18 protein-coding genes are annotated in these 15,950 nt (G+C 59.0%); 3 read left to right on the forward strand and 15 right to left on the reverse strand.

All coding sequences use genetic code 11. From position 1 onward, the window contains the following. Positions 1-12: 12 nt before the first annotated feature. From AC0L3O_RS30840 to AC0L3O_RS30900, 13 genes are all read right to left on the reverse strand, one after another. On the reverse strand, positions 13-945 hold the full coding sequence (locus AC0L3O_RS30840; RefSeq protein ID WP_419695455.1) for a polysaccharide deacetylase family protein: 933 nt from the start codon (positions 943-945) through the stop codon (positions 13-15). Positions 946-969: 24 nt separating this feature from the next. Beyond that, positions 970-2,538 carry a rhodanese-like domain-containing protein gene (locus AC0L3O_RS30845; RefSeq protein ID WP_473617495.1) on the reverse strand — a complete coding sequence of 523 codons (1,569 nt, stop codon included), beginning with the start codon at positions 2,536-2,538 and terminating at the stop codon, positions 970-972. 8 nt (positions 2,539-2,546) lie between these two features. Further along, a complete protein-coding gene (locus AC0L3O_RS30850; protein ID WP_473617496.1) occupies positions 2,547-3,128 on the reverse strand; it encodes a cysteine dioxygenase family protein in 582 nt (193 codons plus the stop codon). Next, on the reverse strand, positions 3,118-4,329 hold the full coding sequence (metC, locus tag AC0L3O_RS30855) for a cystathionine beta-lyase (RefSeq protein WP_473617498.1): 1,212 nt from the start codon (positions 4,327-4,329) through the stop codon (positions 3,118-3,120). The genes AC0L3O_RS30850 and metC overlap by 11 nt, the downstream gene beginning before the upstream one ends. Next, entirely contained in the window at positions 4,326-4,934 is a 609-nt protein-coding gene (locus AC0L3O_RS30860; RefSeq protein WP_473617499.1) for a DUF1989 domain-containing protein, read from the reverse strand. Before AC0L3O_RS30860 ends, metC begins: the two co-directional genes overlap by 4 nt. After that, positions 4,934-5,740 carry an IclR family transcriptional regulator gene (locus AC0L3O_RS30865; RefSeq protein ID WP_473617500.1) on the reverse strand — a complete coding sequence of 269 codons (807 nt, stop codon included), beginning with the start codon at positions 5,738-5,740 and terminating at the stop codon, positions 4,934-4,936. The genes AC0L3O_RS30860 and AC0L3O_RS30865 overlap by 1 nt, the downstream gene beginning before the upstream one ends. After that, the gene (locus tag AC0L3O_RS30870; RefSeq protein ID WP_473617502.1) at positions 5,737-6,600 is read right to left on the reverse strand and encodes a nitrilase-related carbon-nitrogen hydrolase; all 864 of its coding nucleotides are present in this window, start codon (positions 6,598-6,600) and stop codon (positions 5,737-5,739) included. Before AC0L3O_RS30870 ends, AC0L3O_RS30865 begins: the two co-directional genes overlap by 4 nt. After that, complete coding sequence (locus AC0L3O_RS30875) at positions 6,593-7,624, reverse strand: M14 family metallopeptidase (protein WP_473617503.1); 1,032 nt, start codon at positions 7,622-7,624, stop codon at positions 6,593-6,595. The genes AC0L3O_RS30870 and AC0L3O_RS30875 overlap by 8 nt, the downstream gene beginning before the upstream one ends. Continuing rightward, complete coding sequence (locus AC0L3O_RS30880; RefSeq protein WP_473617505.1) at positions 7,621-8,340, reverse strand: ABC transporter ATP-binding protein; 720 nt, start codon at positions 8,338-8,340, stop codon at positions 7,621-7,623. Before AC0L3O_RS30880 ends, AC0L3O_RS30875 begins: the two co-directional genes overlap by 4 nt. Continuing rightward, positions 8,337-9,116 (reverse strand): ABC transporter ATP-binding protein, encoded by a 780-nt coding sequence (locus AC0L3O_RS30885; protein WP_473617532.1) that lies wholly within the window; start codon positions 9,114-9,116, stop codon positions 8,337-8,339. Before AC0L3O_RS30885 ends, AC0L3O_RS30880 begins: the two co-directional genes overlap by 4 nt. Next, a complete protein-coding gene (locus AC0L3O_RS30890; protein ID WP_473617506.1) occupies positions 9,116-10,117 on the reverse strand; it encodes a branched-chain amino acid ABC transporter permease in 1,002 nt (333 codons plus the stop codon). The genes AC0L3O_RS30885 and AC0L3O_RS30890 overlap by 1 nt, the downstream gene beginning before the upstream one ends. After that, positions 10,114-10,989, reverse strand: a complete 876-nt coding sequence (locus AC0L3O_RS30895) for a branched-chain amino acid ABC transporter permease (RefSeq protein WP_473617507.1) — start codon at positions 10,987-10,989, stop codon at positions 10,114-10,116. Before AC0L3O_RS30895 ends, AC0L3O_RS30890 begins: the two co-directional genes overlap by 4 nt. A gap of 86 nt (positions 10,990-11,075) precedes the next feature. Further along, positions 11,076-12,215, reverse strand: a complete 1,140-nt coding sequence (locus AC0L3O_RS30900) for an ABC transporter substrate-binding protein (protein ID WP_419695445.1) — start codon at positions 12,213-12,215, stop codon at positions 11,076-11,078. 150 nt (positions 12,216-12,365) lie between these two features. On the opposite strand from AC0L3O_RS30900, the gene AC0L3O_RS30905 reads away from it, so the two are divergent. From AC0L3O_RS30905 to AC0L3O_RS30915, 3 genes are all read left to right on the forward strand, one after another. Continuing rightward, positions 12,366-12,668, forward strand: a complete 303-nt coding sequence (locus AC0L3O_RS30905; protein WP_473617509.1) for a putative sulfate exporter family transporter — start codon at positions 12,366-12,368, stop codon at positions 12,666-12,668. Beyond that, positions 12,653-12,892: a putative sulfate exporter family transporter gene (locus tag AC0L3O_RS30910; RefSeq protein ID WP_473617533.1), complete on the forward strand. Its 240-nt coding sequence runs from the start codon at positions 12,653-12,655 to the stop codon at positions 12,890-12,892. The genes AC0L3O_RS30905 and AC0L3O_RS30910 overlap by 16 nt, the downstream gene beginning before the upstream one ends. A gap of 598 nt (positions 12,893-13,490) precedes the next feature. Next, a complete protein-coding gene (locus AC0L3O_RS30915) occupies positions 13,491-13,631 on the forward strand; it encodes a hypothetical protein (RefSeq protein ID WP_473617510.1) in 141 nt (46 codons plus the stop codon). Between the two features lie 70 nt (positions 13,632-13,701). Here the strand turns inward: AC0L3O_RS30915 and AC0L3O_RS30920 are convergent, their stop codons facing one another. Beyond that, positions 13,702-14,856, reverse strand: a complete 1,155-nt coding sequence (locus AC0L3O_RS30920) for a tyrosine-type recombinase/integrase (protein ID WP_473617511.1) — start codon at positions 14,854-14,856, stop codon at positions 13,702-13,704. After that, a complete protein-coding gene (locus tag AC0L3O_RS30925) occupies positions 14,849-15,304 on the reverse strand; it encodes a helix-turn-helix domain-containing protein (protein WP_473617513.1) in 456 nt (151 codons plus the stop codon). Before AC0L3O_RS30925 ends, AC0L3O_RS30920 begins: the two co-directional genes overlap by 8 nt. Positions 15,305-15,950 lie beyond the last annotated feature (646 nt).

Here is a 15,950-nt window from a genome sequence, read left to right on the forward strand (position 1 = left end):
TCCACCTTCGGTTCAGCCGTCGGTCTCCTCGCCGCTACGCTGTGGCGCACGCGGTTCCGCCATGAGGACCGGCAAGTCGTAATAGGGCAGTCGGTCCACCCGGATCTTGTGGCTGGCGGTCGCATGACAGGAACGGACATAGGCCGCGATTTCATGCAGCGGTGCGAACCAGACATCACGCGTTGAAAGCATATCCTCCAGCCAGTGCTCGACCTGGCGCCAGCGTGCGAGGCGGCCGGTGAGGAACGGATGCCAGATTCCCATCCAGAAGCCCCCGGCCTCGTATTGCGCCTCGAACTCTTCCTGGAAGGCGCGCAGGCCGGTGCTGGGAGCGGCGACCGGCATCATATATCCGATCTCGGCATAGTGGGCGAATTGCGGCCAGTCATCATTGCCCCAATGGACCGGAATCTCCACCAGATCGCCCTTGTCGGTCTTGAGCATATAAGGAATATCCGCTCCCATGAGCGAGCTATCGTAGGAAAAGCCGCGCTCGATCAGTAGATCGATGACGCCTTGAGTGGCATTGTAAACAGGTGCCCTATAACCGCTTGGCGTCTTGCCGGTAAGCGACTTGTGGACATCAAGCGCTCTATCGAACCAGTAGGTCTGCTCAGCCAGAGAATGTTCGGTTGGGTCCTCGTGGAGATAGCCATGGTGGCCCACTTCGTGGCCGGCCTTGAGGATCGCCTCCACCGTTTGCGGGTACTGCTCAATACACCAGCCCGGAACAAAAAATGACTGCTTGATCCCCAGCCTTCGATAGGTTTCGAGGATTCGTGGAACTCCGACCATTGGTCCATATTGACCCATGGAAATCGGATAGAGGCGCGTATGCCCGTCCTTGGGACGGGAAATGTGGATCAGGCTGTCTGCATCCATGTCAAAGGTGATGGCGCAGGCGCACCGAGCCCCGCCTGGCCAAGTTATCGGGTTTTCAATCACGTCGAGGTTCCCCTTTCTTGGGGTTCAAAGCGCGAAGACAGCGCGCTCCTGCGCATCGAGTCGCGCCACCAGCCCGGTTTCCCAGGCGATATATTGTCGGGCCGCTTCGAGATTGCCGCTGTGGCGGTCGTGCGTGAAAAACACGAAGTCGATCGCCTCTTCGTCCGGCGGCTCATCGGGCGTCGATACTACCGGCAGCCCAGCTGCCTTCCACGCCGCCGGGTCGCCTTTCAGCGCACGGACATCAGCATAGCCCATATTCCGCAGATCGCTCGCGATCAGGCCGTCGACAACGGCGTCACCGCCGCAGAGCACGATCGGCCGCCCGATCTCGACGTCTCTGACGGTATCCGCAAGATGGGATCGCAGCGTCCAGCGCGCCCCCGAAATGTGACCCGCTCGAAAACTCATGCTCGGCTGCGTGTCAAGCAAGAGTTCCTTTCCAATGAGAGCAGATTCCAAATTCCGGACAGCCGAGGGAACGATGACAGGACTGGTGGCGACATCGATATCCGGCCAAGCGGCTTGCCCTCCGGCAAGCGCATAGACCTCCCACCCCATCAATCTCAGCCATCTCGCGACGACCACGGCGCGCATTTCATTGTCATCGATGAGAACAATTCGGGCGCCACGTACGGCAGCCCAGACATCTGTCGACTGGATCAATTGGCCCCCTGGTGCGTTCTCGGCGCAATCGAGATGCTCAGCCGCGAATTCGAGGTCGCTGCGAACGTCAAAGACGTATGTGGTGCGCGTTTCATCCCTTCCCCATGCATTCACATCGGATGCTCGCGCAAAAGCAACGTTCCATCGTTCCGCCAACGCGCGAGCCTGCATTGTCATCGCTCCCAGCGCTTGCAAACCAGGGACCGCTTCAACCCTGCGTGAGGAACCGCGCTCCAGCTCCAGCCCGGCAAGCCTCCATCCCTGAGTGCCATTCTCGAGGGCAAACACCGGATTCCTGATCCCCATATCCCTCAGAATTTGTGCTCCGAGGATCGACCGCGTGCGTCCCGCGCAATGCACGACGACCGGAGTTTCTTCATCCGGAACAAAAAACTCAGCACGATAGGCCAGCTCGCCATTGGGCACGCAAATGCTGCCCGGCACGTTCATTTTCGTATGCTCATTAAACGGGCGCCCATCAACGATGACGAGCGCGTCGCCGCGCTGGATCCGCTTTTGCAATGCCGCTGGCGTAATATGCGGCACTTCGAATGCCTGCTCCACCAGTTCGCCAAAGGCCTTGCTCGGTACGAACACGCCCTCGAACAAGGTAAACCCGGCCTCTGCCCAGCCACGTGCACCGCCGATCAGGACTCGCATGTCACCATAGCCGAGCCGCCTTCCGAGGTCTGCAGCGTGTTCCGCCCGGCCTGATAAACCGTCGTCGTACAACACGACACGGCAATTTCGCCGCGGCACCAGCCTCGTCAACAATACTTCGAAGCGACTGAATGCCGCTGACGAAGCGAGAAATGGATGGCCGGCCGCGAACTCACCGGCTTCACGCACATCGAGCAGTGCAATTTCGTCGCCATCGCTTAAGGCGCGCTTCAGCGCCCGGGCGTCAATTCCAACAGATGATGTCACTGCACAGCCTAGCGTTTGGTGGCGACAGCCATTTTCATCGGCTGGGCAGTCCCTGCTTCGAGGTCGAACACCAGCCTCTCGGTGAGTGCTTCGAGTGCCTTGCCGTAAAAGTGCAGGTGCCGGATCGGTGCTTCGCTCCTGATCTCCACTGAGTGGATATCGTCGGCGAGCAAAGCGATGCCTTCCCCTGGACGCACTTCGACCTCCCCGGTGACCGTGAGCCTGGCAGGACCGGGGCCGGTACCGCCATCAACACGATCGTAGAGGGTATTGTGCTCGCTGCCTTCCACGGCGGCGATGCATGCCCAGGTCGTGTGATTGTGCGGCGGCACCTTGTTGCCGGGCCGCATGACGTTGAGGTAGAGCGTGAATTCCTGATCGTCGTCCGAACGCACAAGATATCGGGCCTGCCGTTCGCCCGGCTCCGGATCGGCATAGTTGGCAGCGTTCCATAGGCCAGGAAGCGCGGCGAGCTTTTTCAGCGCGTCGAGCACCTTGGAAAGGCTGGCGCGGGTTGCCCCTTCGCTTGTAACGATAGCCCGAGCTCGTTCGACCATCGCATCAATCATTGCGTCGTTGTCACTGCGCATGGTTCATCCTCCGTTGCAGATCTCGGCGTTGGTTTTCGAAAACCGAGAGCCCCGCCTCGAGATCGGCGATCAGATCATCAGGGTCTTCAAGCCCGATGTTGATGCGAAGCAGTGGCCCCGTTGTGCGGTCTTGTGAGGCAGTTCGGATGGGCTTCGAAGGCAGGATCAGGCTTTCGTAACCACCCCAGCTGGAACCGATGCCGAACAGCTTGAGCGCGTTGATCAGACCGTGGATGGCGTCATGTCGCGCAGGAACAAGTTCCAGGCCGAACAGGCCGGATGCTCCGGTGAAATCTCGGCGCCACAATGCGTGCGACGCATGGCCGGCAAGTGCGGGATAATAGGCACGCGACACCGCCGGGTGCTGCAACAGCCAGTCAAGCACAATTTCGCTACTTTGCTGGTGCTGGCGCAGTCGTGCCCCGAGCGTGCGCAGTCCACGCAGCCCAAGCCAGCAATCATCCGGCCCGGCGATAACACCGTGTTCGGCGGCATAGCCGCGCACGCGCTCGAAATATTCCTCGGTGGTGACCGCTATGCCGAGCATGGCGTCGGAATGGCCGACAATGTATTTTGTCGCCGCGTGAATGGACACATCCACGCCACGTGCAAAAGCCTGAAAGAACAGCGGCGTCGCCCAGGTGTTGTCGGCGACAACAGCGATGCCCCGCGGACGACAAACCGAAGTGATCGCCGGGATATCCTGGACCTCAAACGTCAAGCTGCCCGGAGATTCGCAGTAGACGACACGGGTGTGATCCGTGATGAGGTTTACAAGCTCCGCACCCATCCCCGGATCGTAGTAGGTGGTTGAAATCCCGTCTCTGGCCAGCGCCTCATCACAGAATTTTCGCGCCGGTCCATAGACCGTATCGACCATCAGCAGATGATCGCCCGGCCGCAGCAACGCCCGCAGCACGCTGGCGATCGCTGACAGCCCAGACGGAAAGGTGGTGGCGCGAAAGCCGCCTTCAAGCGCTGCGACCGCTTCTTCAAGCGCGAACGTCGTTTGGGTACCGTAACGCCCATAGCGGAGGGACGAGAATTTCTCGACACGCGAACATTCATACGCCTGGAGGTCGGGATAAAGTATTGTCGAAGCGCGTACGACGGGAACGTTGACCACGCCACCGAACGCCTGCGGATCGCGCCCGCTATGAGTGAGAATTGTGTCCGGCCTCAGCCCGCTGACCTCGTTCACTGCGCGTCCCCAAAGATCGTATAATGCGCGTCGGTAGGCATTCGCCCCGCGCCGTTCACCGCGGAAATATCCTGCGGACAGGCCGAAAACACCACGACAACGTCTACGAGGGCTTCGAACATCACATAGTCGCCAGGTTTTGAAACCGGCGGTTCGCGAGTGATCTGCCCATCGGGCGCGACGGGGAAATTCATGAACAGGTTGAGCGGCCCGGGCGTGAAATCCACGTCGCGCCCGATCGCCATCAGTGCCGCGTGGAAATTGTCCTCGCAATTGTCATGCCCCGGGTACCCCATCTTGGCGTAGATACCGGGGCTGCAGCAGCACATCAGCGTGTCGTGGACTCCTGGCGTCGTGTCTTCAACCAGCTTGAGCATTGGCCGATAGCGATTGGAGACAAGGACATCGCCGACAGCGGGAGTAAGACGGCTGTTCCAGGAGCGGGTTGCTTCCATGGCCATGTACTCGCCGAAATCCGCGGCGCTGAACGCCCAGGTATCGAGTACCTGCGAGCCAAACGTGTTTTCGACCCGCAGCTTTTGCCCCGCGGTAAGTGCGACTGATGTGCCTTTGCGCGCGGGAATGGTCATGTGTTCCCGTTTCATCAGGCTGTCCTCCGAGTCTTGCTGGCTAATCGGTGCTGGTTCGATGCGTTGCCATAAGGGTAGGCAGGCGCGCCGAGTTTCATCGACAGATCGCGGCCGCCCTCCTGCAGCATGGCAAGCCATGCGGGGATTTTTGCTGGCTCGAACACATCGAGCGGGAGCACGAATCCGATCGCCGCAGTGACTTTTCCGTCGCCCCCCAGAACAGGCGCCGCGATCGCAACGAGCCCCGGTGCACTTTCACCATTGCTGACACAGAACCCATTCTGGCGGATCCCTTCGAGCTGATCTGCCAGCACTACCGGGTCGGTAATGGTCAAAGCCGTAATCGGCATCAGCGCGTTCCGCTCGAGGAAGCCTCTAAGCTCATGCTTATCCATGCCCGCCAGCAGCACCTTGCCGGCCGATGTGGCATGTGCGGGCAACCTGTTGCCGACGCGCCAATGGCCTTCGGCATAGAGCGGCCCCTCGACGGCCATCAGATGAAGCACGATGTCGCCATTCATGACGCTCATCGTCGAGGAAAGACTGGAACTCTCCATAATCCGCCGCAGCACGGGCAGCGCCTCGCGCGCGAGCGCACTGGATTTTGGATATCGCGATCCAAGCTCGAAAGCGGTGATGCCGACCTTGTAGCGCCGTGTCGTCGGGTCCTGTTCCAGCACGTTCTGGTCGCGAAAAACCGCCAAAAGCTTCGAGACCTTGCTCTTGGGTAAACCGGTGGCGAGGCACACATCGCCGACGGAGAGTGTCTCGCTGGTAATGAACAGGCGCAGAATGTCGAGGGCGGTATCGAGCGTTTTCATATAATGTCCTCTCGTGGCGCCGAAGATCCCGGCAGGACGGACACGCTGTAAATATCGCTGCGGCGTGAAGCGAGATGGGACTGGCCGACGGACCGTATCGCCGCGGGATTCACCCATGGCGCAAGAAGAACGGCATCTTCGTCGCGGCTCGCAGGGCCAGCCCGGAATCGTCCGTCAGGCCCGACGATGCAACTCGATCCTAGAAAGCTCAGGTCCCCTTCGGCGCCTGTCCTGTCGGCGACGGCAATAGTGATCTCGTTGGCGCATGCTGCAGCGATTGCCATATGGCAACCTATCGGCAGTCCATGTGCATCGAACGGATTACGATGACGCGGATTGCCCGCCCAATTTGACGGCAGCACCACAAGCGTCGCGCCGGCAAGCGCCATGGCGCGGATCAGTTCGGGAAACCAGAGATCATAGCAGATGGCGACGCCAACCTTTCCCCAAGGCGTGTCAACCAGCAGCATCGAACCGCCAGGATCATAGAGGTCGCGCTCAAAATTCCAGAGATGCAGCTTCCGATAGCGCCGGCATGCGCCGTCGGGGCTGATCACGACAGCGGTATTGTAGAGCACGTCCTCGCGCTCTTCGATCAACCCGCCAATCACCCACAGATTGTGCGTTCGGGCTGCGTCGGACCAGGCAGCCACAGTCTTTCCCTGCAATGTTTCAGCCAGCGGCATTAATTGTCCGACGCTGTCGAACACATAGCCGGTCATGGCGCATTCAGGGAGCACCGCAATATTTGCGCCCGCGGCCGCGGCTTTCGCAAGTAGCGCAACACTGCGCGCCCGGTTCTCGCTCACGGCACCATGCACGGGGTTGAACTGTAGGACGGCGATCTGTGGGTCAGGCATGGAGAAAGCTCCACTCGATGCCGACAAATGCCACCCGATCTCCACTGTGCACCACCGGGTCCGTGCGCAGCCCGATTAGCGCCACGGGAGCGTCGAACTCAATCTTCTCGAGTTCCTCACCCCAAACGCTTTCTACAATTCCAATCGGCTGTCCGGCCGGCACGATGCTTCCTGCCACCGCTTGTTGGCGAAAGAGCCCACCATGGCTGCACATGACGTGACGCCGCCGAGTTACGCGCTGGACACCTCCTGGCTCCCAGCCGTCGGCTTCGAGAAGCCCTATATGCTGCGCCAGTCGAAACAATCCCCTTACACCCTGCGCGATGTATGCTGGCTCTTGGCGGCTCCCGCCGCCCAACTCGACCATGAAAGCCAACAGCCCGGCCTTGAGCCCCTGATAATCTAGGGCGCCGGCGACGTTGCCCGGCAGTTCCGATTCGCCGTCGAGGGGCATACGGCAAACAACGAACGGTTCGAACGTGGCCGCGGCGGCGAGCAGCGCGCTTTCCTCAGCCACGTGCGCAGATCCGATTTTGTAGACGACGTAAGGTTTGCTGTCGAAATACGGATTCATCGTGTGAAAGTTGACCAGCACGTCAGCAACGCTTTCGATCTCCGAAAACAGTGTCCAGGCAAGGCGTTCCGATGCCAGTCCATCAGCTCGTCCTGGAAACGACTGATCAAGGTCAAGTTCATCCTGCGGCACACGTTTGCGCCGCGCGTCGAAGCCGAGCGGGTTGGAAACCGGCGTCACCACCACTCTGCCCCGCATTTGGCTTGGATCCAGCGCGCGATAGAAGTCCAACGCCGCAAGGACGCCGTTGATCTCGTCGCCGTGCACAGCCCCATTCAGCCACAGACAGGGACCGTCTTGCATACCCCGCAACACGAGATAAGGCAGATCGATGCTCTGGCCGCTCGCCATTGTTCCCATGGCCAGTCGGCCACTAGCGCGCTCGCCGGGCTTGAGGGCCAGAAGGGCTTTGTTGACCAACCCGCCCTGCTTAAGCTTGGAGTCCATCATGCCGCCTCCTCGCCGAGATAGGCGACGCGCACCCGCGGGTCTGCCAAAACCGTCTTCGCCGGCCCATCGACGGCCAGAGTCCCCATCTCAAGGACGATTGCCCGGTCGGAAAACTGCAGCGCGCCCATCACGTTCTGCTCGGCAATAATCACGGTGACGCCGCGCGCCGCGATCTCTTGAACTGTCTCGAATATCTCGCGCATCATCAAAGGCGCCAGTCCCAGTGTCGGTTCATCGAGCAGCAGCACCCGCGGCTTCAGCATAAGCGCCATTGCGATCTCGATAACCTGCTGCTGGCCGCCGCTCAGGTAACCGACAGGCACATTCCACTTGGCTTTGAGCATCGGGAACTGATCTGTTGCCCGTCTAATTGCAGCCTCGCGTTCCTGCCGCGATAGCGTATAGCCGCCCATGAGCAGGTTTTCGGCGAGGGACATCGCCGGAAAATTGCAGCGTCCTTGCGGCACCAGCGCGAGCCCGCCTTTCAGCCTCTGCTCGGGCGTCGTGTCCGTAATGTCATTGCCTGCGAAGGCAATCGATCCATCGAAGCGCTTGCCGATACCGAATATCGACTTCAAAAGGGTCGACTTTCCTGCCCCGTTACCGCCCATTAGTGTCGTGATCGTGCCCTGCTCGATCGCAAGATTGACGCCACGCACGATCGGCTCATCGACATAGCCGACCGACCAGTTGTTCAGCTCGATGATTGGATTCATGGAACCTTCTCCGTCGCGACATCGCTGCCGGAGCCACCGAGATAGGCACGCATGACGCGCTCGTCGGCGCGCACCGTTGCAGGCGGTCCTTCCGTCAGTTTCCGGCCCGCTTCCAGAACGACCACATGATCGGCATGACGCATGACGAACGGGATGTTGTGCTCAATAATCACAAAGGTCCGCCTCTCGGACTTCAGCGCGTCGAGCAGGCGCGAGAGATCGCGGATCACTGATGGGTTTACGCCCGCCAGCGGTTCATCGAGAATGATGATTGCCGGATTCAAAATGAGCGTCGCCGCCAGCGCAAGTAGCTTACGCTGTCCGTAAGATAGGATCGCCGCCGGCGCCTCGCGATAGCGTTGCAGCCCGACACGCTCGATATGTTCGTCGAGGACCTCGGATGATGGCGCCTTCTCTCGCACCCGCGCAAAAGTGAGCGGATTTGTCGCCGCCGCACCGCCCGCGGCAATGCGCAGATTGTCACGCAGCGAAAAGCGTTCGTAGACACGAACGTTCTGAAAAGTGCGCACCAGTCCAGAAGCCGCGACCGTGTGAGCCGAAGCCCCGGTAATGTCCTTGCCGGCCAGAATCACCCGTCCGGCGTTGGCTTTGGTGAATCCGGAAATGCAGTCGATAGTGGTGCTTTTACCCGAACCATTGGGTCCGATCAGCGCGGTAACCGAGCCAGCCTCAACGGAAAATGATACGTCGTCGACCGCCTTGATTCCGGCGAAGCTCTTGGAAAGCCCTGTGACTTGCAGAAGACTTGTACCCATCACGCGCGCCTCCGCCACAGCCGCAAGCGCCTGTCCTCTAGATATCCACCAAAACCGCGTGGCATCACAATGATGATTGCCGCAAGCAGCACCCCAAAGATGACAAGACGCCACTCAGAACTTACGCGCAACATTTCGGGCAGCGCGGTGAAGACCAGGCTCGCGCCCAGAACGCTCCAGAAATGTCCGGCGCCGCCGGCAATGACGATGATCAGCAGTATCTGGGTGTAGTACATGTCGAAAATGCCGGGCTCGACGATCGAGAGGTGGAAGGCGTACAGAGCGCCGACAAAGCCGCTTACCGCACCGGAGATCACAAAGGCGAAAAGCTGCCAGCCAGAAACGTCCATTCCCTGTGAGCGGGCGAGCGACTCATCCTGGTTGGTCGCCAGCAAAATCTTGCCCATCCGCGTCGACATAATGGAGTAGAGCAAAGCCAACACCGGAGCGATCAGCATCAGCGCGATCCAGTAGAACTGGAACGGATCGGCACCGTCCAGGTTGACCACGCCCGGAATGGATATCGAGAGCGGTGGCAGGCCGGGGATGCCCATAGCTCCGCGCGTAACTTCGGTCCAATTGCGGGCCAGGAGTTGCAACAGCAGTGTCAGTGCCAGCGTGACAATGACGAATGCTGCCCGCGACACCCTGAGGGCGGGTACACCAACCAGAACGGCAACCACCGCGCAGATTGCTGGAGCGATCAGCAGGCACAGCCATGGGGACAGCCCGAGGCTCTGACTGCCGATCGCCGATACGTAGGCGCCGACACCCCAGAAGCCGGCCTGTGCAAAGGAAAGCTGACCGGCAAAACCGTAAATCAGGTTGAAGGCCTGGCTCATCGCAGCAAAGATCAGAGCCACGATGGCAATCTTGATGACGTAGGTATTTGGCGCCAGAAGCGGTGCCTCGACGATCACCGTGACTGCGACAAGGCTGAGAGCAACAAATAGACTGCGTGGCATGGCGGGAGTTTCGAGGCTTGAGGCAATTGCAGTCATATCCGCACCCCTTGTCCAAACAGGCCAAGCGGCTTTACCTGCAAGAGCACGATCATAAGGCCGAACACCACGACGTCCTGCAGTACTGTCGAACCAAGTCCGCCCGCAAAACTCTCAGCGAGGCCGACAATCAGCGCGGCCACGGCGGCGCCAGGTATATGGCCAAGGCCACCAATGATTACGATGGCAAAAGCCTTGAATAGCAGCGAAACGCCGAGCAGCGGATGAACCGTGAAGAGCGGCGCGAGAGAGGCGCCGGCCATGCCCGTCAGTCCCATTCCCAGGATAACGGCATGGCCGGCTACTCGCTTCGGGTTCATGCCGACAACTGTGGCGGCAAGCGGATTTTGGGCCAAGGCACGCATGGCCATTCCAAAGCGAGTGCGGGTCAGGAGCCACCAAACCGCGGCCAGCGTTCCAAGTGCGATGGCAGCGGCCGTCAGGCGAAGCTGTTCGATACCAACGCCAAGAAACTCAATTCTGGAATAGACTTCGGGGAAATCGATAATGTGCGGCGTCGCGCCGACCGTGGCGAGTAGCGTGTTCTGCAGGATCATGCCGATGGCAAGCGTCAGTATAATCCCGCGTTCGAACTCGCCGCTTTTGAGATGCTTCAACAGGCTCTCGTAGAGCAGAAAGCCTACCATGGCGATGAGGACACCAGAGGCCGCAACCCCGACGACATAGGGCAGTCCGAGCCAGTTGCTGAGTACAAGCATGGCGAACGCACCAAGCGCGAATATCTGCCCATGCGCGAAATTGACGATTTCGAGCACGCCAAAAATGAGCGATAGACCAACCGCCACCAGCGCATAGATGGCGCCGAGGATAAGTCCATTAATCAGCAATTGCCCGAGCAGGGAAATGTCCATGGCTCTGATTGACCTTTATTGGCGAACACGGCCTAAGCATAGGAGGCGCAGATCTGTCTTTCGGCAGACCGGCGCCCCGGTTTCGTTTACGTCCCGGACGTGCTGTCCACGATAACCTTCGTCCCTTCGACACGCAGGATCACCGCCTTGTTGTGGGCTTGATTGTGCTCGTCGAACGAAATCGTTTCGTCGAGCAACGAGGGATAAGATGTGGTGACCAGCGCCTCGCGAATGGCAGCTGGGTTGGCGTTGCCGGCGCGTGTGATGGCGTCAGCCAGCACCTTCACCGCTTCGTAGCCTTCGAAACTCTGATAGTTTGGAGCCTCGCCAAACTTGCTGGTGAACTTTGCGACGAACGCCTTGTTGCCCTCGGTGTCAACGGCTGGCGCGTAGGGGAAGACGCTGGTGGCGCCGTCGAGCGCTCCAGCGTCGATCAGGCTTGCCTGAAGATCGGACAGTTCGATGCGGCCGGTAATTGGAATGTTCAAGCCGGCAGCGCGATACTGCCGAAGAAAATTGAGTTCATCCGCGCCTACCGCGTAGAGTGCGATCGCATCCGGCTTTTTCGAGCGAAGCCTTGCGATCACCGATGCGAAGTCGGCGGTTCCTTGAGTGAAGAAGTCGGCTGAGCCGATTGCGATACCGCTCTTGACCAGGGCGGCCTTGAGTGCTTCGTGCCCACCACGCCCGTAATCGGTGTCTTCACCGATAAACGCGATGCTCTTGTACGTTCCTTTCGATGCAAGGTAATCACCAAGCGCCGCAGCTAGGCCCGCGTCAGAAGGATTGATCTGAAATGTCCAGATGTTCCCGCCCGCACCTGCAGCTTCGCTGATTTTGGGATTAGTCGACACGTCAACGATCAGCGGCACTTTTGCGCGTTCAATCACCGGCATGATCGCAAGAGTGACCGAACTGCACAAACCTCCGATGATGGCAACAACCTTGCCGACGTCGATCAGTTGGTCTGCGCTGGCCACGCCTTGGGTCGGGTTGCACTGATTGTCCTGGACCTTCAATTCCAGCTGACGGCCAAGGACGCCCCCTGCTTCATTGAGTTCCGCGACCGCGAGTTCAGCGCCCTGGCGCTGATGTTGGCCAAGGTAAGCTGCGCCTCCCGTCTGCGGACTGCTCAGCCCGATCGGGATTACGTCCTGCGCGAATGTACCAGAACTGCCTAGAAGCGCGACTATCGCGGCGCTGTATATCACACGTAGAGCTTTCACTTGCCGTTCCTCCAATCGGTTTCATATAAAGAAACACTGTTTCATTATTATGGACAGATAGCTCCGGCTGTGTCAATAGCGCTCCATTGACAACAGGCGAGGATTGGCGTCGACAAAAATCTCGCCAGGCTGATCGCCGCGGGCACGGCCGTGTGCGGCGCCTCCGCCATTCTGGCCGTCAACGGTACAAAGCGTATCGATGAAGAGCACGCTGTCTATGCCGTCGCTTGCGTTACCGTACTCGGCACAGTTTCCATGCTGGCGGTCATGACGATTGGCGACCTGCTCGAGCTTTCTCCAATTGCCTACGGAACTTGGGCAGGCGCGTCTCTGCACGAGGTCGCTCAAGTATTGGACGCCGCTCAGCATCAGGTCGGGTCGGAGCCGGTGGCAACGGTAGTGAAACTCAGCCGTATCCTCTTTTTGCCGTCGGCTTTATCTGGGGCTTCCTGACGCTGGTGCTGATCCAAAGCACCGGGGTCGTTCCTCCGATGGCGGTCATCATCACCGGTTACATTGTCAATTTTCTTCTCGCGGTGGCGCTCGCCGGCCTCGCATTCGGCGTTAAGGTCGCAGCAATTCACGACAATGGCTGGAGGCCGCTGGCTCTTGCAGCCATAGCCACAATTCTGATCAGCGTTTCGAGCCTTGCCGCGATTTTGTTATCCGGGATGTGATTGCAGGGCCGGCGTTCGTTGGAGCGGTACTTGACACTAAACGTGTTGATCCAAGAGCAGGGGCAGGTCGACAGTTTCCATGCTGCGGCCCAGAAGGGCAGGACCGACAATGGGGCGCCGGTTCGCGCGAGGATCGACTCCAAGTCAACTCCTCTGCCTTCGTGCTCGATCCGGATGGTAGACAATATAGAGGCTGTCTTCCGCAGCGCTTGAAGTCCGCTCTCCCCCTGTCGCGCCGTTGGCGTCTCATCATCTGAAGGTCGGCACGGGTCAGAACTTCCGGTTCAGGCTGTGCCGCGGAAAGGCAGAGAGGGGTCGAACCTTGCCGATCAGGCAGCGGCGAAACGGCGCTGATGGGGAGTGGATCCACGCAACGGCGTGGGTAGGTCCATTAATGAGTCGCATAGGCGCTGTTGGTCAACTACCTTCGTATAGCCGCCGGGTCACCTGGGTAGACGGCACGAGCAGACCGCGCCAAGGCTTCTTCGGCGGCCCGATGCCCGACCTTTGCCATTCCAAGTGGTTTGGTAGGGACGTCGAGATGGCACTGCTAAGACTAGGATCGCGAAAGTTGAGATATAAACAGGAGCGTAGCTTGATGAAAACGGAAAACTGGAGCGAACGGCTGGACGCAAGAATCATTGAATGGATGAAGCGCGTTCCAGCGCCGCCGCTTTGGCTGTTGCTCGCTATGCAGGGCCTCGCGCTCATCATGATGATAGTGCTTCTGACTTCATGAGATGAAAGCATGGAGCAGGCGCAAAAGGTTAGGATAGCTCAAGGCATACGACTACCAGGTAGTTCGTCCACTAATCCAAATTCGTTTTCTCAGTTTCGAGATCAATGATAGTCGACTTCATGGCCTCGGACGGCAAATGAACATAATTGTAGGCCGTGACGCGGGAGCCGGGCGCGTGGCCTAACCTGGGCTGAAGAATGACGTCATCGACTCCACGTTGCTTCAACCAAGTCGCGTGCGCTTTCCGAAGCATGTGAGGAGTGATGTGCATCTCTGCGCCGTCGCGTGTAACTCCGGCCTTTTTGATAGCTGTCGCGAGGGCTTTTTCGAAGTTCCACATTCTGCCACCTCCGCGCCCTAAAAACACAAGGCTTGCCGACGCACTATCGTCTAAAGCTTGTTTGAGGGCGGCATGCTTGGCCACGACAAGTTCCTTCATGAGGCTCGCGCCAACAAATACGTCACGATCACTGTGGGCTGTCTTCGGTGTCCAGCCAGCTTTCCGACGGATCAATATCGCGTTGTGGAGTTCATCGACATCCGCCCATGTCAGCGAAAACGCCTCGCCCTTTCTGCAGCCAGTCTCCGCAAGAAAACGAATCAACAGAGCAAGGTTAGGAGGCAGAGCGGCCACCACCCTAACGATCTCCTCAATGGTTGGAACGCTGAGCCGCTTCCGTGGCTCAGGAATCGGCTCCACTTTGGGTATCTTATGGAGAAGATCGTGATCCACAGCCCAACTTAGAATCTGTCGCAGTAAGCGGATTTCGGAGTTGATAGTGGCGGGTGATCGACCGACTGCAAGCCTGATCTTTTGATAGTCAACGATATCTTTCGCCGAGATTCGCTCGATATCCAGGTCGGCTAATGGGCCAAGCAGCGCCTTCAAGCGAAAAGCATGCGTTTCGAGTGATATCACCCGCTTCTTCTGCGTGGCTACGCGATCAGCTTGCGTCGCAAGCCATCTTTGAGAGAGTTCAGAGAACGTGATGCCAGCAACAGGGCGATGGAAGCCCCGGAGTGCTCCATCGATCTGAAGGCTCCGGAGAAGTTGCCTGGCTTCGCTCATGGCTTCGCTTTTCGTATCGAAGCTCCGACGGGTTCGCCTGCCTTCCAGGGAAACGTGTGGCGGAATATCCAGAAACCACTTCCCAGATTGCTGGCCGTCCCGAACGCGAGGTGCAATGCGAAAGGGACCAATCTTGAGCGCTTCGTTATTAGCCATCTCCCCGCCCCTTCCCCAGCAGGCGCTGAACATGCAGGACTGGATCGAAGACGTCGTTAGATTTGGGTCGGCCCAAAGAGCGACTTCCAATTTTTGCAACCCGTTGCACCGGGCGCGACCTATTGTCGTCTTTCATGGGACGGGTAGCTACGGCTCGTTCCGAGAGAATGAATGCTTGCACATCTGACCTGGAATAGATGGCTCGCTGACCGATCTTAGAAACCGGCAGTTTGTGGCGCGGAATTCGCCGAACGAAATCTAGGCTGCATCCCAGCATACGGGCGACATTCTCCGCAAAGAGGTAGTCTCGACCGAGCCCATCCGCATCTGCGAGAAAGCGACCGGGATTCTGCTTCCTATCGAGATCATAGGCTGTTCTTACGCGCGCCGCGAGGTTCTCGAGCAGAGTCCCCGGCGCCCGATTGCCGTCCAATTTTTTCTCGCGCATTGCCGGCCCCTAGAAAGTTGTCGCGATCATCCAAAGGCGTGTCTTGGCTGTGCAAGTGCCAAACACCCCCGTGTGAGGCCTAGGGGAAAATGGGCTGACTAGCAAGGCGGTAAGTAGGTCAGTTTTGAAAGCTGCTGCGACCAAAGTGTTTGTCAATCCAATAGCTTACACCTTTTTTGACGGTCGACATGTTCGATCTTTAGGGATAGCTCGCGGTCGAAAAGTATTACTAAGACGAGCACCCACAGCGTGAAATCTCAACCGCCCGCAAAGAGCTACGCGACTTCGCCTTACCCAGGGACTTTTCGGCTTCGTCGAGGGTATACGACCGCCGTCCGAAGCGCGGCTGATCTGCAAATGACGGCCTTGGCTGGAGCGACCAAGTGGGCTAGTGAAGGCAGCGTCGTGTTGACCGACTTTTCGGGACTTGATGCGACGATCCCGTTCATCCTGACCATTGCCGCACTCCACGGGTTGAACGCCCGAAGCACGACGTCAGCCAGCTTCAATCGGTACATGGACCGTCTTCGGGCCGCCAGGGTACCCTCCGCAATCCTTCGATGTGCAGGTGACTGCAGAGGGGCCGTGCGCCGTCTGTCTGCAATCAGGGTGAGTTCAGCGGTTAGCCGCCGTTCGGCTGAAGTGC

Source organism: Mesorhizobium sp. WSM4810, assembly GCF_055811235.1.